Annotated in this window: 29 protein-coding genes; 12 read left to right on the top strand and 17 right to left on the bottom strand. The window is 63.4% G+C overall.

From position 1 onward, the window contains the following. Window positions 1-62 precede the first annotated feature (62 nt). Window positions 63-695 carry a glutathione transferase gene (gene yfcF, locus AC1RGE_RS02045; RefSeq protein ID WP_065363717.1) on the top strand — a complete coding sequence of 211 codons (633 nt, stop codon included), beginning with the start codon at window positions 63-65 and terminating at the stop codon, window positions 693-695. Between the two features lie 73 nt (window positions 696-768). Here the strand turns inward: yfcF and AC1RGE_RS02040 are convergent, their stop codons facing one another. Beyond that, the gene (locus AC1RGE_RS02040; RefSeq protein ID WP_492583172.1) at window positions 769-1,299 is read right to left on the bottom strand and encodes a DUF1993 domain-containing protein; all 531 of its coding nucleotides are present in this window, start codon (window positions 1,297-1,299) and stop codon (window positions 769-771) included. 187 nt (window positions 1,300-1,486) lie between these two features. Between AC1RGE_RS02040 and AC1RGE_RS02035 the strand changes: the two genes are divergently transcribed. After that, window positions 1,487-1,924 (top strand): hypothetical protein, encoded by a 438-nt coding sequence (locus AC1RGE_RS02035; RefSeq protein WP_019094994.1) that lies wholly within the window; start codon window positions 1,487-1,489, stop codon window positions 1,922-1,924. A gap of 13 nt (window positions 1,925-1,937) precedes the next feature. Here AC1RGE_RS02035 and AC1RGE_RS02030 read toward each other — a convergent pair whose 3' ends face one another. Further along, complete coding sequence (locus tag AC1RGE_RS02030) at window positions 1,938-2,399, bottom strand: methyltransferase family protein (protein ID WP_492583170.1); 462 nt, start codon at window positions 2,397-2,399, stop codon at window positions 1,938-1,940. 38 nt (window positions 2,400-2,437) lie between these two features. Further along, the gene (locus tag AC1RGE_RS02025) at window positions 2,438-2,995 is read right to left on the bottom strand and encodes a hypothetical protein (protein ID WP_492583168.1); all 558 of its coding nucleotides are present in this window, start codon (window positions 2,993-2,995) and stop codon (window positions 2,438-2,440) included. 117 nt (window positions 2,996-3,112) lie between these two features. Between AC1RGE_RS02025 and AC1RGE_RS02020 the strand changes: the two genes are divergently transcribed. Both AC1RGE_RS02020 and AC1RGE_RS02015 read left to right on the top strand, forming a co-directional pair. Next, window positions 3,113-3,514, top strand: a complete 402-nt coding sequence (locus AC1RGE_RS02020; RefSeq protein ID WP_492583166.1) for a GFA family protein — start codon at window positions 3,113-3,115, stop codon at window positions 3,512-3,514. A 31-nt stretch (window positions 3,515-3,545) separates the two neighbouring features. Continuing rightward, the gene (locus AC1RGE_RS02015; RefSeq protein WP_492583164.1) at window positions 3,546-3,911 is read left to right on the top strand and encodes a hypothetical protein; all 366 of its coding nucleotides are present in this window, start codon (window positions 3,546-3,548) and stop codon (window positions 3,909-3,911) included. On the opposite strand, the gene AC1RGE_RS02010 is transcribed toward AC1RGE_RS02015, so the two are convergent. After that, entirely contained in the window at window positions 3,908-4,531 is a 624-nt protein-coding gene (locus tag AC1RGE_RS02010; protein ID WP_011060694.1) for a cell wall hydrolase, read from the bottom strand. The two genes, AC1RGE_RS02015 and AC1RGE_RS02010, sit on opposite strands and share 4 nt — an antisense overlap. 302 nt (window positions 4,532-4,833) lie before the next feature. Between AC1RGE_RS02010 and AC1RGE_RS02005 the strand changes: the two genes are divergently transcribed. From AC1RGE_RS02005 to AC1RGE_RS01995, 3 genes are all read left to right on the top strand, one after another. Beyond that, entirely contained in the window at window positions 4,834-5,367 is a 534-nt protein-coding gene (locus AC1RGE_RS02005) for an RNA polymerase sigma factor (protein WP_011060692.1), read from the top strand. Continuing rightward, complete coding sequence (locus AC1RGE_RS02000; protein WP_492583162.1) at window positions 5,360-6,334, top strand: FecR family protein; 975 nt, start codon at window positions 5,360-5,362, stop codon at window positions 6,332-6,334. Before AC1RGE_RS02005 ends, AC1RGE_RS02000 begins: the two co-directional genes overlap by 8 nt. Window positions 6,335-6,404: 70 nt before the next feature. Continuing rightward, complete coding sequence (locus tag AC1RGE_RS01995) at window positions 6,405-8,876, top strand: TonB-dependent siderophore receptor (protein ID WP_492583160.1); 2,472 nt, start codon at window positions 6,405-6,407, stop codon at window positions 8,874-8,876. Window positions 8,877-8,934: 58 nt separating this feature from the next. Here the strand turns inward: AC1RGE_RS01995 and AC1RGE_RS01990 are convergent, their stop codons facing one another. From AC1RGE_RS01990 to AC1RGE_RS01960, 7 genes are all read right to left on the bottom strand, one after another. Then, window positions 8,935-9,381 carry an NUDIX hydrolase gene (locus AC1RGE_RS01990; protein WP_169893659.1) on the bottom strand — a complete coding sequence of 149 codons (447 nt, stop codon included), beginning with the start codon at window positions 9,379-9,381 and terminating at the stop codon, window positions 8,935-8,937. Between the two features lie 57 nt (window positions 9,382-9,438). After that, window positions 9,439-10,068 (bottom strand): DMP19 family protein, encoded by a 630-nt coding sequence (locus AC1RGE_RS01985; RefSeq protein WP_492583158.1) that lies wholly within the window; start codon window positions 10,066-10,068, stop codon window positions 9,439-9,441. Window positions 10,069-10,076: 8 nt separating this feature from the next. Beyond that, on the bottom strand, window positions 10,077-10,220 hold the full coding sequence (locus AC1RGE_RS01980) for a hypothetical protein (RefSeq protein WP_492583156.1): 144 nt from the start codon (window positions 10,218-10,220) through the stop codon (window positions 10,077-10,079). After that, entirely contained in the window at window positions 10,220-10,408 is a 189-nt protein-coding gene (locus AC1RGE_RS01975; RefSeq protein WP_492583154.1) for a hypothetical protein, read from the bottom strand. Before AC1RGE_RS01975 ends, AC1RGE_RS01980 begins: the two co-directional genes overlap by 1 nt. Continuing rightward, window positions 10,398-10,733, bottom strand: coding sequence for a hypothetical protein (locus AC1RGE_RS01970; RefSeq protein ID WP_492583152.1), 336 nt, complete (start codon window positions 10,731-10,733; stop codon window positions 10,398-10,400). The genes AC1RGE_RS01975 and AC1RGE_RS01970 overlap by 11 nt, the downstream gene beginning before the upstream one ends. Continuing rightward, window positions 10,730-11,740 carry a hypothetical protein gene (locus AC1RGE_RS01965; protein ID WP_492583150.1) on the bottom strand — a complete coding sequence of 337 codons (1,011 nt, stop codon included), beginning with the start codon at window positions 11,738-11,740 and terminating at the stop codon, window positions 10,730-10,732. Before AC1RGE_RS01965 ends, AC1RGE_RS01970 begins: the two co-directional genes overlap by 4 nt. A 170-nt stretch (window positions 11,741-11,910) precedes the next feature. Then, window positions 11,911-12,699: a hypothetical protein gene (locus AC1RGE_RS01960; RefSeq protein ID WP_492583148.1), complete on the bottom strand. Its 789-nt coding sequence runs from the start codon at window positions 12,697-12,699 to the stop codon at window positions 11,911-11,913. A 189-nt stretch (window positions 12,700-12,888) separates the two neighbouring features. Here AC1RGE_RS01960 and AC1RGE_RS01955 point away from each other — a divergent pair, with 189 nt between their 5' ends. The 4 genes from AC1RGE_RS01955 to AC1RGE_RS01940 all read left to right on the top strand — a co-directional run bounded on the left by AC1RGE_RS01955 (window position 12,889) and on the right by AC1RGE_RS01940 (window position 14,693). After that, on the top strand, window positions 12,889-13,314 hold the full coding sequence (locus tag AC1RGE_RS01955) for a hypothetical protein (RefSeq protein WP_492583146.1): 426 nt from the start codon (window positions 12,889-12,891) through the stop codon (window positions 13,312-13,314). 202 nt (window positions 13,315-13,516) lie between these two features. Then, window positions 13,517-13,897 (top strand): hypothetical protein, encoded by a 381-nt coding sequence (locus AC1RGE_RS01950; RefSeq protein WP_492583144.1) that lies wholly within the window; start codon window positions 13,517-13,519, stop codon window positions 13,895-13,897. Window positions 13,898-13,924: 27 nt separating this feature from the next. Continuing rightward, window positions 13,925-14,254: a cyclic-phosphate processing receiver domain-containing protein gene (locus AC1RGE_RS01945; RefSeq protein ID WP_011060685.1), complete on the top strand. Its 330-nt coding sequence runs from the start codon at window positions 13,925-13,927 to the stop codon at window positions 14,252-14,254. A 4-nt stretch (window positions 14,255-14,258) separates the two neighbouring features. Continuing rightward, window positions 14,259-14,693 carry a hypothetical protein gene (locus AC1RGE_RS01940; protein ID WP_011060684.1) on the top strand — a complete coding sequence of 145 codons (435 nt, stop codon included), beginning with the start codon at window positions 14,259-14,261 and terminating at the stop codon, window positions 14,691-14,693. Window positions 14,694-14,727: 34 nt separating this feature from the next. On the opposite strand, the gene AC1RGE_RS01935 is transcribed toward AC1RGE_RS01940, so the two are convergent. From AC1RGE_RS01935 to AC1RGE_RS01920, 4 genes are all read right to left on the bottom strand, one after another. Continuing rightward, the gene (locus AC1RGE_RS01935; RefSeq protein ID WP_011060683.1) at window positions 14,728-15,303 is read right to left on the bottom strand and encodes a GNAT family N-acetyltransferase; all 576 of its coding nucleotides are present in this window, start codon (window positions 15,301-15,303) and stop codon (window positions 14,728-14,730) included. 12 nt (window positions 15,304-15,315) lie between these two features. Beyond that, complete coding sequence (locus AC1RGE_RS01930) at window positions 15,316-16,167, bottom strand: EcsC family protein (RefSeq protein WP_492583142.1); 852 nt, start codon at window positions 16,165-16,167, stop codon at window positions 15,316-15,318. An 84-nt stretch (window positions 16,168-16,251) separates the two neighbouring features. Next, window positions 16,252-16,551, bottom strand: a complete 300-nt coding sequence (locus AC1RGE_RS01925) for a barstar family protein (protein WP_015635147.1) — start codon at window positions 16,549-16,551, stop codon at window positions 16,252-16,254. Window positions 16,552-16,608: 57 nt separating this feature from the next. Continuing rightward, window positions 16,609-16,779: a winged helix-turn-helix transcriptional regulator gene (locus tag AC1RGE_RS01920; RefSeq protein WP_162865003.1), complete on the bottom strand. Its 171-nt coding sequence runs from the start codon at window positions 16,777-16,779 to the stop codon at window positions 16,609-16,611. Window positions 16,780-16,894: 115 nt separating this feature from the next. Here AC1RGE_RS01920 and AC1RGE_RS01915 point away from each other — a divergent pair, with 115 nt between their 5' ends. After that, the gene (locus tag AC1RGE_RS01915; RefSeq protein ID WP_145992905.1) at window positions 16,895-17,041 is read left to right on the top strand and encodes an MFS transporter; all 147 of its coding nucleotides are present in this window, start codon (window positions 16,895-16,897) and stop codon (window positions 17,039-17,041) included. Between the two features lie 131 nt (window positions 17,042-17,172). On the opposite strand, the gene AC1RGE_RS01910 is transcribed toward AC1RGE_RS01915, so the two are convergent. Next, window positions 17,173-18,105, bottom strand: a complete 933-nt coding sequence (locus AC1RGE_RS01910; protein ID WP_401333765.1) for an alpha/beta hydrolase — start codon at window positions 18,103-18,105, stop codon at window positions 17,173-17,175. A 356-nt stretch (window positions 18,106-18,461) separates the two neighbouring features. After that, window positions 18,462-19,412, bottom strand: a complete 951-nt coding sequence (locus tag AC1RGE_RS01905) for an AraC family transcriptional regulator (protein ID WP_015635145.1) — start codon at window positions 19,410-19,412, stop codon at window positions 18,462-18,464. Between the last annotated feature and the right edge of the window lie 145 nt (window positions 19,413-19,557).

Genomic DNA, 19,557 nt, shown 5'->3' with positions numbered 1-19,557 from the left:
CTGCATTTTATTTATCGACCAAGATCTCCTAGCGTGGGCGCTCCCCCCTTGGAGAGACCGCCGTGACCGCTTCCCGCCCGCGCCTGTACGTCGATGCCCAGTTCACCAGCCCCTATGCCCTGTCCGTGTTCGTGGTGCTGCGGGAAAAGGGTATCGACTTCGACCTGCTGCCCCTGGACCTGGACGCCGCGCAGAACCGCGAGCCGGCCTACACCCGCCTGTCCCTGACCCAGCGCGTGCCGACCCTGGTGCTGGAGGATTTTGCCCTGTCCGAATCCTCGGCCATCGCTGAATACCTGGAACAGCTGTTCCCGCACAACCCGGTCTATCCCCAGGACCTGCGCCAGCGTGCCAAGGCCCGCCAGGTCCAGGCCTGGCTGCGCAGCGACCTGCTGCCGATCCGCCAGGAGCGCACGACCCTGGTGGTGTTCTACGGCTGCAAGGGCGAACCGCTGTCGCCCCAGGCCCAAGCGGCGGCTAACACCCTGGTGGAGGCCGCGCAGGAGCTATTGGCGGATGGCCGCGACTTCCTGTGCGGCCAGTGGTCGATCGCCGATGTCGACCTGGCGCTGATGCTCAACCGGCTGATCCTCAACGGTGACCCGGTACCGGCGAACCTGGTGGACTATGCCCGGCGCCAGTGGCAACGGCCGGCAGTGCAGGAATGGGTGCAGTTGCCGCGGCCGGCGCTGTAGGGCCTGGAGCGCCGGGTGATGCGGCCATCGGCCGTTGACCTGACGCTGGCCGGGGAGTCTGCGGCTGGCGCGGCTAGGCTTCTTGCGGTTGGCGCAGGTAGGCGAACATGTGCTGGGCATAATCGGCCTTCCCCAGGGGCACACCGTTGTGCCGCAGGATGTTGTAGGCCGTGACCAGGTGGAAATAGAACTGCGGCGTCGCCCAGTTGCGCGCGAACTCCTCGCCGTTCATGTCGAAGGCAATACCGTTGTGCAGCTCGATGGCGATGGCCCTCTGGCCACTGCTGTCGATCAGCTCGCGGTCCGCCGCCGCCAGGAACGCCAGGGTGTCTTCGATCAGTGCCCTGGCCTCGGCCAAACCGGCCGGCGCCTGCAATGCAGTCACAGGCTGCCCGCTCAGGCGCTGTACCGCTTCCCGGGCCTGGGTGCAGGCAAAACGCACCTGGGCCGCCAGGTCATACATGTCCGGTGCCAGCCGCGACTGCAACAGCACCTGGGGTTCGAACCCCCGCTCCCGGGCCTGCTCTTCGCCCTTGGCGAGAAAGCCCTCCAGGGCGCGCAGCATCTGGGCAAAACAGGGAACGGTGATTGCGTAGATCGACATGGATGTTCCTCGATGAGATCAAGACACAGGGGCCGGGTGCTGCCCGTCGCCCCGCCATAAAAGCCGATGGATCCTAGCAGATGTCCCCCCTCTCTCAAGCCGCGGACAACGCCAGAAAAGTACCCCTGGGCCGATCCGGCTGGTATGGTGCGCCCCTTGAGAAATATACCGCCTGACAGTGAGGAAAATGACCTTGAGCAGTGAAGCAAAAATGACCGGGGACCTGTTCGAAGTCGACAAGCGCCTGGCCCTCAAGCCCATCGTCGATTTCAACAGCTACCTGCGCGCGGCCTTCGCCGATGGCCCCTGCTCCTGTGGTCGCTGTGTCGCCAGCCAGGGTGACGAGAGCGGCTACGACTACCAGCACACCTTCAACTTCGCCGGCCGGGTGGCCAACCGGCGCTTCGCCTCCACCGCCGGCAGCGATGTGCTGCAGGCCCTGAAGAAAGCCTGGCTGTCCTTCACCAAGGCCGAGCTGCCGGCGAGCGGCGATCTGGACCTGGCAACGGTCAAGGAATTCGTCGACCCCCAACTGCACAAATTGCTGGTACCGCTGTTCGTCGCCAGCGGCCTGACCCGCGAAGTGGATGGCCAGTTGCAACTGCAGGCGCAAGTGGCGGCTTGAACAGCCGTACCGCCTAAAGCCAGCGCCGCACACGCTGGCGATACGCCGCAAAATCAGCCCCGAACAACTGCCCGAGCGCCCGCTCTTCGGGGTAGATCTGAAAGCGGTTCATGTACAAGACGAACCCCAGCACGCCGAGCAGCACCAGGGGCGAGGCCAGGTACAGCCCCCAGGCCAGCAGCCACAGGGCAAAGCCGACATACATCGGGTTGCGTGTGTACTGGTAGATCCCCGAGGTCACCAGGGCCGAGGCGCTGGCGGGTTTCAGCGGGTTGACCGTGGTCTTGGCCCGGCGAAAGGCAAGCCCTCCGGCCAGGACAAACAGCAGCCCGGCCATCACCAGCGGCAGCGCCAGCAACAGGCGTGTGCCCAAGCCCGGATCCAGGCCCGGCAACCCGCGCGCAAGCAGCCCCATCAACACCGCGAACAGGACCGCAACAAAAGGGGGTGGAATGCGGTTTTCCAAGGCCTGCATGGTGCCTCTCTCCTCTGCCCGGGTTCAGGTCCGGGGCGTTACAGGTTGTCCGTCACCCGGCACAGCTTGCTGTCTTTCAACGGGGCCGCAGCATATTCCTTCGAGCCAAGCGGCGCCTGCTTGAGCATCACCGCGCACTTGTACATCCCCGAGGCTTCCAGCTGGTAGTCCACGCCTGCCTTGGGCACGAAGCTGAACAGGTTGTAGCACTGGTTGCCCAGGTAGTGGAACGCCATGGGCTGCCCGGCCGGCACCAGCACTTCGGTCCGGGTACCGGGCACTGCGGGAGTCTGCGGCGCCGCCATGCCCAGGCTTTCACCGTTACGGTTGGCGTAGCCGTCCCGGGCAGCCACCACGACCCCGGCACCGGGCAGGCGGAAATCCACGCAGTCGGACCTGGGCACACCGCGCACCATGCCGTCGCTGATCACCCGCAGGCGCACGGTTTCGCCACCCGGCGGCGTGGAATAGGGCGTGGAAAAGGACCGCACATCGGTCAGGGCGCCGCAGCCGGCCAGCGCCAGCAGCAGGCCGGCGAGCCCCGGCAGGCGCACGCGCCCCATGCAGGTGTTGAGAGGCTGAGGCGATTGACTCACTATGTCGCTCCTTGCGGGTCGGGTTCCTGGGCAGCTGCTGCGATCAGCAGCCGGCGTTTTATAAAGGGTTCACCCACTCGCGGCAATGCTGGCCCTGAAACTTTGGAAACCCTGAGCATGCAAATCCAGCATCAAGGCAGTTGCCTGTGCGGCGCAGTGACTTACCAAGTGTGCGGCGCGCTGAAAGCCGTCACCCACTGCCATTGCCACAAATGCCAGAAGGGCCACGGCGCGGCCTTTGCTTCCTACGCCAGTACGCTGCGTGCGAATCTGGACATCCGCGACCAGCGATCGACGCTGAAGGTGTACGAGTCCTCCCCTGGCGTGCTGCGCCAGTTCTGTTGCCACTGCGGCTCGTCGTTGTTCTGGCAGGACACCCAGGGCGAATATCGCCAGTGGATTTCCATCGCCATTGCCACCCTGGACACGCCGTTCGCAGCCCCCAAGCAACAGCATTACTGCGTGGCCATGAAGGCCGACTGGTATGCAATCACCGATCAGTTCGACCAAGTGCAATAAGCCACGCCGCGCCCAGAGGAATGTCCCTGTCATGACCCGGCACTTCAGCTACGTTTGGCTCCTGCCGTTGCTTGAACGGCCCTACGAGTCGGTCGCGGCCGACCTGCATGGCGCCCTCGCCGGGCTCAGGATAGAGCCCCCGCCGGGTGAACCGCTGTGCCTGCGCCAGTTACTGCTGAGCGCCCTGGGGTCCGGCTCCGAACACTGGGAGCACTGTGCTGTGGCATGGCTGGAAGCCGGCTTCCCGCTGGATCGCGAGCTGTGCGAAAGCCTGCTGCACCAGGTCTCGCAAAAAATGTTCAGCCAGCCCATCCGCCATCGGCTGACCGCCCTCGGCAAACGCTGGCTACGCCAGGACGACCAGGCCCGTACCCACGACTCAAACCCACGCCACTAGCGCGCCGCGACGTCCTTGGGTTTGTAGAAGCTGAAGCTGCCGATCTCGGTGGTCTTGATATAGGCCCGGGACCAGTCCGGCGAAACACTGCGGTCGTGAAAGAACAGCGCGCCGCCGGTACGGTCCTTGAGCTGCTGGTTCAGCGCCTTGCGGGCAATTTCCTTGGCGATGGTATAGCGGCCCTCTTCTTCCACCTGGTCGGGCCGACCATCGCACCACCAGGAGAACTGGCAGGGGCTTTTTTCCGAACCCTGCTTGACCACTTCGCACACCGTCCCGGGAAAACCCTCATGGCCCAGGCGGTTCAGAACCACATTGGCCACGGCCTCCATATCGGCGCTTTCACCGCCCTTGGCTTCCCAGTAGATGGTCCGCGACAGGCACGTGATGGCGTCGTCCACCGGGGCCTGGCCGGCCGGGTCCACGGCCTGCACTTCGTTCTTGGTAATGGGTGCGGCCTGGGGCTCGACCTTCGGGCTTTCCTTGTCCGCGGCTTTCTGCTCCAGCGCCTGGGCCTTGTCCTGGGCAGCGGCCTGCACCGCCGGCTGCGGGTCGGCGGCCCAGAGCTGGGCTGCGGGCAACAACAAGGCAAAACACAGGGTCCTGACAATCCAGCGCATGATCGATCCTTCCCGAAAAACCTTTACCCCCTGCCAGCGCCGCCCCTGAACGTACCTGGCGGCAGAGCGGCGCAACCGGTTGCAGCATGGCCGGCACGATGGCGCGTCGAGGGGGAGCGAACGGGTCACCGGGGGCCATGTTGAATCGACCATGGGCCGCGCGAATCATTCCCTGGTGCCGCAAGCCCTGCACAAGGCCCAGGACAAGGCTCCCGTGGAAATTCGCTGGTAATGATAAGAATTCTCATTAGAATGCCCAGCCATTCACGCTGAGCCGTATCAGGTAGTGGGAGCAGTGGGCGATGGAAACCGGAGACGACCAGCAACAACTCAGCGCGCTGTTCATTGCACAGCGCGGGGGGCTGATCCGCATGCTTGCGCGGGTGGTGGGGTGCGCCAACCTGGCCGAGGACCTGGCCCAGGAGACCTACCTGCGGGTGGCCAAGGCGCTCAACGCCCGCCCCATCGAGCACTTGCAGCCGTTCCTCTATCAGACCGCCCAGTACCTGGCCTTCGATCACCTGCGCAGCCAACGCAGCAAACGCCGCTTCGAGTACCAGCCCACCGACGCCAGCCAGCTCAGCGAAGTGCCCACCGCTGCCCCCGGGCCGGAAAGCCATGTCCAGGGCCAGCAGCAGTTGCACTTGCTGCAACAGGTACTGGCCACCCTGCCCAAGCGCCAGCAACAAATCCTGGTTTTGCATAAACTGCACGATCTTTCGCAAAGCCAGATTGCCCAGCGCTTGCAGGTTTCCCTGAGCACGGTGGAAAAGGACCTGCGCCATGCACTCAATGCCTGCATCAAAGCCACCGACCGGCAGAACCCCGATGACTGAACACCTCAGCGCCCTTCCCGGCGACGCCATTCGCGAGCAGGCGAGCTACTGGTTCACCCAGCGAGAGGCCATGACCCACAACCTGCCGCTGCGCCAGCGCTTTGAACAGTGGCGCAACAGCCATGCGCAGCACGCCGAGGCCTACCGCGCCCTGGAAGACCTGTGGCAGGCCAGCGCCTTCGAACAGGCCCTGGAACAGCTGGCGCTGGGCCTGGACCTGCCGGCCGCCCCGGCCCCCGCCACGCTGCGCAGAAAACGCCACCGCACTCGCTGGCTGGCCGCCGCGGCCACGGTGCTGGTGATGCTCGGTGCCGGCTGGTTCGGCGACCTGCCGCTGCGCCTGCAGGCCGATCAGCTGAGCGCGGTCGGCGAACTCCAGCGCTTCGACCTGGCCGATGGTTCGCACATCGTGCTGGGCAGCGACAGCGCCATCAGCAGCGACTTCAGTAACGCCCGGCGGCGCATCCAGCTGCTGCGCGGCGAGCTCTATGTCGAGGCCTTCCACGACCCGTCCCGGCCGCTGACCATCGAGGCCGGCGGCGCCACGGTGACCGTGGTCGGCACCCGCTTCAGCGTCAGCCGCCAGGCCAACGGGGTGACCGTGGCCGTGCGCGAAGGCCGGGTACGCCTGGCCGACGAAAACGGCCAGCAGAGCCTGCTGCAAGCCGGCAACTGGCAACAGTTGCAGGGCCACCAGTTGCTGCCCCTGAACCCCGAGGGCAGCGAACGGCAACTGGCCTGGATCAACGGCCGCCTGTCCTTCCAGGACGTGCCCCTGGCCCAGGTTCTGCAAGAACTGCGTCGTTACCATCGCGCACCGATCCTGCTGTTCAACGCCGACGCGGCGCAGCAGAAAGTCAGCGGCAACTACCAGCTCGATGACCCGCAGGCCATTGTCCAGGCCCTGGGCAAAGTCACCGCCACCGAGCTCACCCGCCTGCCGGGCGGCATCCTGATACTGCGCTGAAACACTGCCGGGAGGGGGCTGAAAAAAGTTTTACGGCTTTGCCGAGGCCAACCCGTCAGGGTGTTTGCTCATGCAAATCATTCCTATTTCGTACGGGACTTCCATGCACCTTCCAACACTCACCCCGGCCCGCAGCATCCTCGCGCTGGCCATCTGCCTGGCCTGCAACCCCGTGATGGCGGTCGAGCCCACCACCGCTGCCGGCAAGCAGGCAACCGCCACCTACAGTTTTGCCATCGCCCGCCAGTCCCTGGCCAATGCCCTGGACCAACTGAGTACCCTGAGCGGTTTGCAGATCGCCTACTCCGCGGCACTGGCCCAGGGGATCGAGTCGGCGGGGGTCAGCGGGCGCATGAGCGCGGAACAGGCACTGGGCAAGCTGCTGGCAGGCACCGGCCTGGGTTTTGAACGCAACGGTGCCAACGCGGTGCTGCTGACCCGCCTGCCCCGGACCGGCCAGGCCGTGGAGCTGGACACTACGCAGATCGTCAGCAACCAGTTGGGCACTGTCACCGAAGGCAGCGGCTCCTACACCCCAGGCACCATCGCCACGGCGACCCGCATGGTGCTGACCCCGCGGCAGACACCGCAGTCGATCACCGTGGTCACCCGGCAGCACATGGAAGATTTCGGCCTCAACAACGTCGACGACGTGATGCGCCACACGCCGGGCATCACCGTCTCGGCCTACGATACCGACCGCACCAACTACTACGCCCGCGGTTTCTCGATCAACAACTTCCAGTACGACGGTATCCCCTCCACCGTGCGCAACGTCGCCTATTCGGCTGGCAACACCCTCAGCGACATGGCCATCTACGACCGGGTGGAAGTGCTCAAGGGTGCCACCGGCCTGCTGACCGGCGCCGGCTCCCTGGGCGCCACCATCAACCTGGTGCGCAAGAAGCCCACCGCCCAGTTCCAGGGCCACGCCTCCCTGGGCATGGGCTCCTGGGACAACTACCGCAGCGAACTGGACGTCAGCGGGCCGCTGACCGAAACCGGCAATGTTCGCGGCCGCGCAGTGGCGGCCTACCAGGACAAGCAGTCGTTCCTCGACCACTATTCGCGCAAGACCTCGACCTACTACGGCATCCTCGAATTCGACCTGTCCCCCGACACCCTGCTGACCGTGGGCGGCGACTACCAGGACAACATCCCCAAGGGCTCCAGCTGGTCCGGCACCTTCCCGCTGATCAACGCCACCGGCGGGCACAACAGCATGTCGCGCTCCTACAACAACGGCGCGACCTGGAGCGGCTGGGAGCAATACACCCGCACCGCTTTTGCCATGCTCGAACACGACCTGGGGGATGGCTGGGTCACCAAGCTGCAACTGGACCACAAGATCAACAGCTACCACGCCGAACTCGGCTCGATCCAGTTCGACGAGCCGCAGACCGATGGCACGGCCAAGGTCAACGCACAGAAGTACACCGGCGACACCACCAGCGATTCCGCCGACCTGTACCTGAGCGGCCCCTTCAATCTGTTCGGCCGCGAGCATGAACTGGTGCTGGGCGGTTCCATCGCCAACTCGCGCTGGACCGGCAAGGGCTACTGGTCCCCGGACTTCCCCGGGGGCAAGGGTAACGTGGTGGACTTCTACAACTGGCACGGCAAGATCGAGCGGCCCATCTGGGGGCTGCCGGCCCAGCGCACCGACGACACCGTGCGCCAGACCGGCACCTACATGACCACCCGCCTCAACCTGATGGACGACCTGAACCTGTTTCTGGGCGGGCGCGTGGTCAACTATCACCTCACCGGCCTGACCCCGTCCTACAAGGAAAGCGGACGCTTCGTGCCCTACGTCGGCGCGGTCTACGACCTCGATGACCACTTCTCGATCTACGCCAGCTACACCGATATCTTCATGCCCCAGGAAAGCTGGAACAAGGATAAGGACAGCAAACTGCTCAACCCGGACGAAGGCCAGAACTACGAGCTGGGGCTCAAGGGCGAGTTCTTCGAAGGCCGCCTCAACAGCAGCCTGGCCTACTTCGAAGTGCACGAGACCAACCGCTCGGTGCCGGACGATGCCTACAACAACCAGTCGCCCACCCCCGACAACTACGCGTTCAAGGGCGCCAAGGCCGTGACCAAGGGGTACGAACTGGAGATTTCCGGCGAACTGAGCCCGGGCTGGCAAGTGCAGGCCGGCTACACCCACAAGATCGTGCGTGATGACGAGGGCGACAAGATCTCCACCTTCGAGCCGCAGGACCAGGTCAACCTCTACACCAGCTACAAGCTCAAGGGCGACCTAGACAAGCTGACCGTCGGTGGCGGCCTGCGCTGGCAGAGCGAGGGCTGGTATTCGGTCTACAACGCACCGCGCAAGATCAACGAAGACATTTCCCAGGAGGCCTACTGGCTGGTGGACCTGATGACCCGCTACCAGATCACCCAGAACCTGTCGGCGACCCTCAACGTCAACAACATCTTCGACAAGTCCTACTACACCAACGTCGGTTTCTATAACTCGGCGGCCTACGGCGAACCCCGCAACTTCATGCTCAGCACCCGCTGGGACTTCTGAGCCGGCGGCCCTGCCGGGCCACCCCGCCCGGCAGGGCACCCAGCAGCATCAGTGCCCGTCAGCCAAGCAGGCCCGCCTGCTTGAGCAGGTCCGCCAAGCCCGCGGGAACCAGCGGCGTCTGCTCGGTGAAGCTGGCGCTGCCCTGCCAGCGGGCCACGAAGGGCGCGCCATCGCTTTCCCGGGCATCGAGCTGGGCACGCTGGTAGACACTCGGGTCGTCGAAGCGGGCGTCGTATACCTGGACGAACTCATGGCCGGGCTTGCCGGCATAGGTGAACAGGCTTTCCAGGGTGCCGATCAGGCGCAGGCTGTTGATCGACAGCCCCAGCTCTTCCTGTATTTCCCGAACGATTGCCTGGGCACTGTGCTCGCCAAAGTCGATGCCGCCACCCAGGGGGCGGAACAGCATCTGTTGCTTGTCGGCATCAAAGAACTGATTGACCAGGATCTTGCCCTGGTGATGGAAGATGCACAGCGCGAGCGCGCGGATGCGGGGTTCAGACATGGGGTGAAGTCCATTTGCCGAGACGAGGCGCGGCATTAGAACACGGCGCCAGGCCCCTCAGCCAACGTAAAAATGCTTCACCGCCAAGGCCGGGACCTCCTCCATCGCCGACCACAGTTGCTCGTCCAGTTTGCCACTGATCAGCTCATGTTCCTCGTCGCTCAGCAGCCCGGGAATGTCCCACAGTTGCTCCAGTTGCGGGTGGCCTTCCAGGTGCGCGATCAGCTGGCGCTGGCGGCTGACCAGGGCCCGAGTGTTGCGCGCGCCGATCGCGGCCAGGGTGCTGAGCGCCAGCTCGCAGGTCTGCTGCCCCCAGTTGCAGAAGAACTGCAGGAAGCCGCCGTTGTAGCCGTCCGCCTCCAGCCGCCACAGCGCGACGATGGCCTGGTCGTCCGCCGGCAGTTGCTGCAGTTGCCAGTCCAGGGCCTTCAGGCGAGCCATGGACGCATCGCACAGGTACTCCCAGATCCAGTCGATGGCGTTGACACTGACCACCGGCTCGCCCAGGTGCGGCCAGGACACCGAGATCCCATGAGGCTGGATCTGAAAATCCGCGCGCTGCTCGGGCGTGGCGGTTTGCAGCTGGCTGTAACGGCTCAGGGGTTGGCGCAGGACCAGGCCGTCGGCCCAGCCCAGGCAAAGCGCGTCATCTTCGAAGCAGACATGGAGAATGGGAGGGAATCTCAAAACGTTGCCTATTTTTTCCTGAAGGTCTTGGCCTTGGCCTTTTTCATCTGCTCGTGTTTGGCGATGCGGGATTTTTCAAACAATGAAAAGACCGTGCTGAACACCACAATGGCCAGGATCAGAAGAAACAGCCCTACTACCACAATCGCCATCAAGGAGTTCCCCGGTTCTGTTTGTCCGTTGCCATCTTGGCTTCCATCTTGTTCAAGGTTTCATCGAGCCGGCTTCTGCGCTTGCGCTCTCGATAGTCGGAGGCGAGCTTGCCCATCAGCCCCGACGTACAACTGACGACGATGGCGCCCGCAGCTATGAACAGGCCCCGGACGACTTTATCCGACATAGCCGTAAGCCTTGTTCAATGCCTTGTAGAAGGCTTTTTCCAGCTTGCCGTTGTCGAATGGCTCGCGACGGTGATGCTCAATCAGCGCGGCGCGCAGCCGCTGAATCTCCTTGCCATGCTCGGCAAGACTTTGCCCGCTGTGGGCAAAATCGTAACGAAGGCGCTCCAGGTGCACGATGGTCGCCAACTGAGCCAGGTCGGCAGCAGTCAGGCTCATGTTCTGCTTAAGCGTCTTGGCAACCTGCTCTACGAGATCGGGAGAACAGTACTCGTCCGAGGACTCGAAGTGGTATTCGGTATCGGCATTTTCGGCATGATCGATCATTGGCATTGAACTCTGACCCAGTCATCGAAGGTAGTGGTTTTATCGTCAAGCAGGCTGATGGAGCGCTCGTAGTCCATCACCACCCGCTGGTGCTGACGATGGGTAATCAAGGTCGACTTGCCGGCATTCCAGAGAAAAGGCCCGGCAATCAGGTAGTTCATCTTGCCGGTGCGCCCCCCTGCCCCGGCGACCAGCAGCAACATCTGGATCATCAACCCCGTGCCATAGGCAATGGTGCTCATCAGCGCCAGGTGCAGGTCCTTGTCCTCCTGGGACACCTCGGACTTGTAGAACGCGATGGCGTGCCGTCCGCTCAATAGCAGCTTGATGGTGGCATAGGAGCTGATATCCGCCGCATTGATCGTACCGAACTCCCTGCCCAAGGCATCCATCAGCGGGTTCGAGGCGCTGTAGCCAGACGCTTTGCTTTCATCCTTCACCCACTGGGTGAACAGGGAACTGAACGGCAGGGGAAGACCATCCTTGGTGGGAAGGTCGCTGAGGCAATGGGTCAGGATATGGGCAATCGCCTTGAGGTGCTTGAGCACCGGGCCCGCCGCCGGGTACCCCGCCTCGATGTAATCGACGACCAGAGAATAGAGGGTCTTGCCGCCTACGGACTCGCCACCGAAGGTGTAGTCGTCAGGCAGCTTCTGGAACACATTGAGGTCATGCCCGAAAATGTAGCGATGCTTGGCGCCGGACCGATAATCGAGGGGGCTGGTGTTGCCTTCCGGCTTGAAATACTCATGCAACTTGAGGAACAGCTCCTCCAGCTTGTCGGCGTGCAGGTTGGTCATGTACGCCGAGACCACCCCCGCAATACCGATGCCCACCGCGCCGCTGATCTGCGCCGCCGTGAGGGTGCTATAGCGGGTATCGACCTCCAGCTCAGCCAGCAGCTCGGTAAAGTTCACCGGCCCCACAGCGGCGATGGCACGCTCTTGAAGGCTCTGGCCCGGGCGGCTCTGCTCAAGCTCCAGCTCGCCACGATGCAGCTTGCCCAAATAGGTCAACTCCGTGGCTTTCTGATCCCAGTACTCATCCGAGGGGCCGGCAAACACGGTTGATAAGCGACTGAGCAATCGACGCACGAGAAATCCCTTGATCTGCAGTGCAAAAGTGGCGCAATGCTATCACCCTTGTTTCATCGAAGCATCTCTCCAGGTCATCGAGTTCAACCGGGGCCCGCCTTCTTGCTCTGGAGCAGGCGGTTGCAGGCCGTCACCAGCATCCCGCTCAACAGTCCGATTAGCAGGAACGGAAAGAAACCATGGGTCAGCAGCGACACCCAGAAACCCAGCCCCGCAGACCAGCCCTGAGGATTGACCTTCAAGCCCTGTGCCCCGGACAGCAGCCAGACCAGCAGGCCGCTGAGGACGCCACCGATCACGTAGCGCCAAGGGGTGACCAGTACCCGCTCCACCAGCCACAGCATCGGCCAACAGACCAGCACGCTCAGCCACGCGCCGATCAACCCGCCGAAGAAAAACATCGGCAGGCTTTCCTCGCCCTTGGGATAAAGCGCTGTAGCGATGCTGCCCAGGGTCAAAGCACCTGACAGAGGAACCGCCAGGAGCTGCCCCCACCCCTGCCGAGATCGTCCATGAAGCGGCACTGGCAGCTTGTCGATACAACGGATCACCAGGCTGTACAGGCCACCCAGGACCAGTCCGCCGGCCAGCGGCAGCAGCAACAGTTGCATCCATGAAGCACGCACTAGCACCGTGGCCACCAGGCTCAGGATCAGGCTGATCCACAGGTAGCGCAGCTTGGCCTGCGGCCAGCGCCGTTCGGCCCACAGCAACAGGGGAATGCCCAGGACCATGGCAATCACACTGCCAAACAGAAACCCGGAAAACAGCTGCGTGCCATTCCAGCCCTTGATCAGGCCCTTGATCACGGCGTAGACCAGGCCAGCACACAGGGGCAGTGCAAACAATCGCAGTTCGGCGTTGGGCCGCATGGGGTTCTACCTGGGGTGGCAACGGGTGCCGGGTTGAAGAATGGAGCGTTTCTACACAAGTGCGGCGGACTAATCCAGTGCCGGAGAAACAATGCAACCTTGAGCCCGGCAATGGCTTATTGCTCAATATCGGGGTATACAACTGGGCGAAAATTCATCCAGACATCCACCGTAAAAGACCATCCACCGATGTTCTCAGCCCAACAAGCCTGTGCGCTGGTGCTCGCCATGCATGACGGCATTATCAACGATGGAAAGCCTGAGCGTTTTGTCATTCAGTCCTGCGAGCTTTGCCCCCAGGGAGCTTACTGGATGATCCGCTGCAACAGCGCGGACTATGTGCAGCATGGCCTGGAGTCGAGTTGCTATATCGGCACAAACGCCCATCTGGTTAACGTGCAGACTGGAGTGGTCGACGCCATCGGTAGTGCCACCAGCGTGAATGACTATCTGCAAGACAAGTACGATCAGGACGCTGCGGCGGGCAACTTTTACGTGCTGACTCCTGCATTCAATCGCCACGACAAAACCGCGATGGGCAATCTGCGGCAAAAACTGGCCTGCACCCACCGCAAGTCGCTGCACTGCTGTCAGAGCAGAACAAGCATTGGCTGACAGGCAGCCGCCGAGTCCTGTTGCAAGCTCAACAGCAGCTCTGCGACCAGGGCGTGCCCAGCACGATCACCTTGGCACCTGAAACAGCCGGCGCCATTCCTCTGGACAGGCCACTCTGCCACGCTGACGCGGTCCTGTCAGCGCTCCGGCGCAGGTTGCAATGACCCAGCGTTGACCGATGCGATACGAAAGGAAACTTGACGTGCTGGCAAGACTGAACGGGCAGGAACTGCATTTCTTTGGCACACCCAAAGCATTCAATGCCATGGCACGAGCCATTCGCAAAGGCCGGCACGGCGACTCTCAATCAATGCCGCTGGAGCAGGAGCAATCAGGCTTCAGCACCTTGTTCCTGAGTTGCTCCGGTCAATCGAGCAGGATCTGGGTTGAGCACTGCGAGGTTCATATCCAGTATGCCGAGGCCAGTAAAAACCGACTCTACCCTTGCCTCTCCATGCCCGCTGAAACAGCGCCGGGTGCGCTTTTTTTCATCGACAAGCAGCAACAGGATCACCCACCGCTGCTCACCGACGACTCGCTAAGCCTTGTGCTGCATGTCATCGCGAACGACGCCGATGCTTGAACTGCATCTGAAAGAGTAAACATGCCCATGAAAATCTACCTCGACGACGAACGCCAAACCCCGCAAGGCTGGGTTCGCGCCTACTGGCCGGACGAAGTGATCGCGCTGCTGAAAGCCGGTGGCGTCGAGGACATCAGCCTCGACCACGACCTCGGAGATGATCAGCGCGGCACCGGTTACGACGTGATCCTGTGGATCGAAGAGGCCGTGGCCCTCAATGGTTTTCATCCGCCGCGTATTCACATCCACTCGGCCAATGCCAGCGCCGTGGAAAAGATGCGCGCCGGCGTGCAAGCGATCGATCGACTGGCCCGCAACAACGGATGCCGCCAATCAACCCATAACGCAGGCAACTGACCCCATGAGCGGCAACCTGTATGGATACATCCATTGCTTTGACCCTTCGCCGGCTGCCGAAGCGCACAATCGTGCGGTGCTGCAAAGCCTGCCAGTGACGGGGGCGCAGATCACCCGGGCGCTTTTCAGCGTGCTGCCAAACAGCCGGGGGCACTGCTACTTCGGGCATATGGTGCACTTCGCCACCTACCCCAAAGGCAGTTACATCTTCGATGATTCGTGGCTGGCCGAGTACGAAGCCCTGCTGGAGCGCCTGTTCTGGGAAAACTCGGAGGTGGTGCATACCTACTGCGGCGAACGGCGCACCTGGGACTCCAGTAAAACCCACGGGCTCGAGCAACCGACAGGCTTGAAGATCAGTAACAGGAAGGTCTTCCCCTCCTACCACGACCTGGAGCCCGTCGAGGACAGCGATGCGCCGACGCCGGGCAACAGCTGAGCTGCCAGCGCCCGCTTGATATTCGCGCTATGGGCTACGCAGAACCTGCGGCGAGCGGCGCCAGACTGAGCCAGTCGGCCCTCAACAACCCGTACTGCACCAGATCATGATGAGTCCCCAGCCAGTATCCCGCCTGCCGTGAAAGCCCTTCGCGGACAAAGCCCGCCCGCTCCAGCAATCTGAGGGACGCCAGGTTTCGCGGATGCACCTGGGCCTCGATACGGTTGAGCGCCATATGCTCGAAGCCCCAGCCAACCACGGCCTCCAGCGCCTCGGTCATCAGCCCCTGCCCTTGCGCCGCACGCCCCAGCTCGAAACCGACGGCGCAGCTGCGCCACTGCCGGTTCCATTTGAACAGGCCGCAGGTGCCCAGCAGGCCCGGTTGGTTGTGGCGTTCGATGGCCCAGCGCGTCCCCGGGTTGGGCAGGCTGCGCCAGCTGGCAAACAGCGCCAGCAGTTGCTCGGCCTGCGGGTAGTCGGTGATGGGGTCGGTGCCGAACCACTGCATGGCATCCGCGTCGCTGTGGATCGTGAACAGTGCCGGGACATCGGCCGGGCACAGTTCCCTGAGGATCAGGCGCGGGGTGCGGATAACGGGAAAGTCGCTCATGGGGATACCGCCCTAGCCTGCCAGCTGCTTGCGCAGGATCTGCGCATACTCGTCCTTGATCTGCTCAAAGCCGTACTTGTGCTCCAGGCGCTTGACGGTGAAGTGCCCACGGGCCATGTCCTGGTAGAAGTCGGTGAACAGCGCATTGATGGTGGCGCCGGTAAAGGCGCCGATCATCGGCACCGCCTGGGCCGCGAACTTGCTGGAGATGGTCACGCCGTAACGGCTGGCGACTTTCTCGATCAGCAGTGCCAGCCACTTGCCCACCTGCCCCGGTGACAAGCTGCCCACCGCCCCGGCACCGCGCTTGGCGGCAATGGCCGCCAGCTCCTTGGACAGTTGCTGCATGGCCTGGGTGGTGAAGCTGCGGGTGATGTAGTAGCCGGTTTCCGTGGCGTCGTCGGCCTGGCTGTTGCCGCCCATGGCGAACACTTCGATGCAGGCCTGCTTGGTGGCAAAATCCGCCAGATCGAAGCCTTCGCTGCGGGCCACATCGGCCACCGAGCGCATCATGATGGTGGTGGAAATGGGCAACTCGACAAACAGCGCGGCAAAACCGAAGGCCCCGCCCACAGCGCCGGAAGTGGCCGCATACATCTTGTGCAGCAAGGTCGATGCCGGTTTTTTTGGCGCGTTGTCCAGGCTCCACAGCGCCGCATCGGCGGAGCTGTGCAGGGCCGCCACCACCGCGCCGTTGATCTTTTTCGCCACCACCGCCGGCAGCGCCTTGACCGCACTTTCGATGGGCGAACCCAGCAGCCCGGACAGGCGCGCCGTCAGTGAAGGCGACTCCAGCAAGGCAACGGCGCGCTTGAGGTCCTGGTAATCCTCGGGATGGTCTTTGATGCTCACAGGCGTCTCCATGGGTGGCTGTTCACTGCCTCGGGAAAGAATAAACCCTTGCCTGGCAGCGTCGTGGCTCAATTGCGCGTCCGGCGATAGGCAGGACTAAGGCTTGGCTGGCTCCAACAGCAGGTCCGCAGCCAGCGTCGGGTATTGGACCTTCATCCGCTCCAGGCATTGCAGCAGCAGTTGCGCGTCCCGGGGCAGGCGCCGGGACAATGCTGGCAAGCCGCTGATATGCAACTGTTCGGGCATTTCCACCAGCCCGGTAATGGCGTCCCAGAAGGCATCCCAGTTACAGCCGTACCAATGGGGAAAACCCAGGGCATCGCGCAGCACCAGGTGCAGTTCAGCGGTGCTCGTCACCTGGCTCAGGTCGATATGTTGCAGGGGCAGGCGGCTCATTCGTCATTCCTTGGGGTGATGGCTTGAAGGGGCTTTCGCTGGCTGGCCACAAGGGCTTCAGGCCAGCGGCTGGACACCCAGCTGGCGCTGCAACTGCTCCCAGCCCAGCTTGCAAAAGCTCTCCAGCAGCTTGGCCAGATGCGAACTGGCGGTCTGCGGTGACATCCCCGCCGCTTCGGCCAGGGCGCTGGCGGACAGCGAGCTGCCATCGGACAGGATGATGAGCATGCCCCCCGCACCGGCTCGGCGAAGGTTTCGCCGCACACTTCGATCCAGCCCGAAGCATTGTGTGCAAAAAGGTTCGTATAGTCGCACCGCACTGCGGCAAAGGAAATACGCCCCCATGGACCTCAAGCACCGCCTGCGACGCCAGGTACTGATCGCCCCCTGCCGGAGCTATGGGGTGGTGATCCTCGACACCTCGATCGTCAATGTCGCCCTGGAATCCATCGCCCGGGACCGGGATGCCGGCATCACGGCCCTGCAATGAGTCATCAATGCCTACCCCCTGAGCTTCGCCAGCCTGCTGCTCACCGGCGGCCTGCCGGGGGAGCGGTTTGGCGCCCAGGCACGACAAAGCCGCCGTCGCCGGCCAGGCGACAGCGGCGGCTGCCTCACCCCTTACAGGTGCTGCTGGAAGAACGGCACCAATTGCGCCATGGCCAGCGCCACCGTTTCGGCGCGGTCGTACAGGTCGTAGTGGGACCCGCCCTCAGCGACCACCAGATGCTTGTCCCGGGAGGCCGCGCGGCCATGGATTTCCAGGCCGTCGCGGTAGGCACCGAAGCCGCCGGGCTTGTCGCCGACCACCACCATCAGTGGCTGGGTCAGCAGCACCTCGGCCTGCAGGAAGGCATCCCAGCCGAAGGCCGCGCTATTGAAGGAAAACAGACCGCTGGTGGCGCCGTTTGGCTGCTGGCCCCGGGCGGTCTTGTAGTACTCGGTGGCTTCCAGTACGTCGATGTCGCTGATGCCGTTCTGCTGCGCCTCGGCTACCGATGCTGGCAGGTAGTCGATCACATGACGCGCCTCGCCCCGGGCCTCGGCGGTGCGCTGCTTCGCCATGGCGTGCAAGGCGCTGACCGGATCGAAGTTGCTGAAACCTTCGCGGATCAGGCGGCCGAAGTTGACCCCGGTAATGGAGGCCAGGGCCTTGATCCGGTAGTCGGTCATTGCCGCCTGGATGGTGTAGCCACCGCCACCACAGACACCGATGGCACCGATGCGCTCGGGGTCGACATAAGGCAGGGTCACCAGGTAGTCGATGGCGAAACGGATGTCCGACACGCGAGTGGCCGGGTCTTCGATAAAGCGTGGCTGGCCGCCGCTGGCGCCCTGGAAACTGGCGTCGAAGGCGATGACCACAAACCCGGCCCGGGCCAGCCGGGCGGCGTAGATGTTGCCGGAGGTCTGCTCCTTGCAACTGCCGATGGGATGGGTGCTGACGATCGCCGGGTAGCGCTTGCCCGGGTCGAAATCCGCCGGCAGATAGATGTCCGCGGCGTTGTCCCAGCCGAAGTTGGGGAAGCTGACGTGTTCGATGCTGTTGCTCATGACCGTACTCCTTGAGCCGCCCTGGGCAGGCTCGTCTGGATCGATAGGCGGACCGCTCGCTCCCGTGTGCGGGAGTGCGGAGTCGGGCGTTACCGAAAGCGCCCGGGACACGGCAGGCCTTGGGGCTGCTGCGTCGTCGGGCACCAGTATAGAAATGTCTCGCGGCGAAACCTTGCCTATTCTGACGGCAAGTTTGCCTGTTTTGCGGATTCTGCCGGCTCACCCCGAAGGCTGTTTCGCTGCAACACAAACAGCTAGAAACAGGCCTATCCGTGGCGGATCGAATGGTTAGGCGCCCAGAGCCGCGCCACAGCCTGTTTGCCTATTTCGCTGAACCCTGCACTGCAACCTGGCCCTTACCCGGCCTCGCGCATCCTGCGGATATCCCGCTGCGGCGGCGCGCCGAACACCCGGCTGTATTCCCGGCTGAACTGCGAAGCACTTTCATAGCCCACCAGCCCCGCGGCGCGCCCTGCATCGATGTTCTGGCTGAGCATCAACTGCCGGGCTTCCTGCAGGCGCAACTGCTTGTGGAACTGCAACGGGCTGACGCCGATGATGGCGCGAAAATGCTGGCGGAAGGTGGACGGGCTCATATGGGCGCGCTGCGCCAGATCATCGACGCGCAACGGCTGGGTGAAGTTCTGTTTGAGCCAGGCCACGGTCTTGAAGATCTGCTGGGTCGGCGAACCCACCGCCAGCAACTGCTGCAACGCCAGGCTGTAGGGCCCGGCCAACAGCCGGACGATGATTTCCTGCTGGATCAATGGCGCCAGCTGGGGAATCAGCGCCGGCTCGTCGAGCAAGCCCACCAGCCGCTCCAGAGCGCTGGCCAGCCCCGGCTCCAGTTCATCCACCACCACCGTCCGATAATCGCTGGCCCGCGAAGGCGGTGGCGGCTGCATCTGCGCGGCGGTTTGCAGGATCTGGTGCATGTCCAGGGTCAGCATCATGCCCAGGAAAGGTTCGGCCGCCGAGCCCTGGGTCACCCGGGCCACCACCGGCTGGTCGATGCTGGTCAGCATGCCCTGCCCGGCCCGGTAATTGATCACCGCCTCCTGCAGCAGCACCTGCTTGCCGCCCTGGGCAATCACCCCCAGGCCCAGGCTGTAGATGCAGGGAATGGCCGAGGTCGGCGTGGAACGGCGGTGCAAGGTCAGGTTGGGCACGGCGCTGGGAAAGTCGCCGGAGTGCGGGGTGTGCCGGGCAATCAGGGCCGCGAGTGCGGTGGAGGTTCGGGGCTGGGTCATGGGCGGGCAATCGGAAGTGGCAACAGTACAGGCGGCCACTGTGCGCCGATTGGCCATGCAGATCGAGTTTTTCTTCACGGCCACCAGGGCAGCGGACACAGGTCGATATCCGCCTCGGGGCAGTAGTGGCTGGCAAAAGCAGGCGATCCAATGGCAATCCCTTGCCCACTACGGCCAACTTCTGCCCGCCATCGCTGCTGGC

It is taken from the genome of Pseudomonas sp. GW823-FHT02C05 (assembly GCF_058797595.1).
Note: the sequence above shows the minus strand (reverse complement) of the source record. Positions and strands in the feature narration are given on the sequence as shown.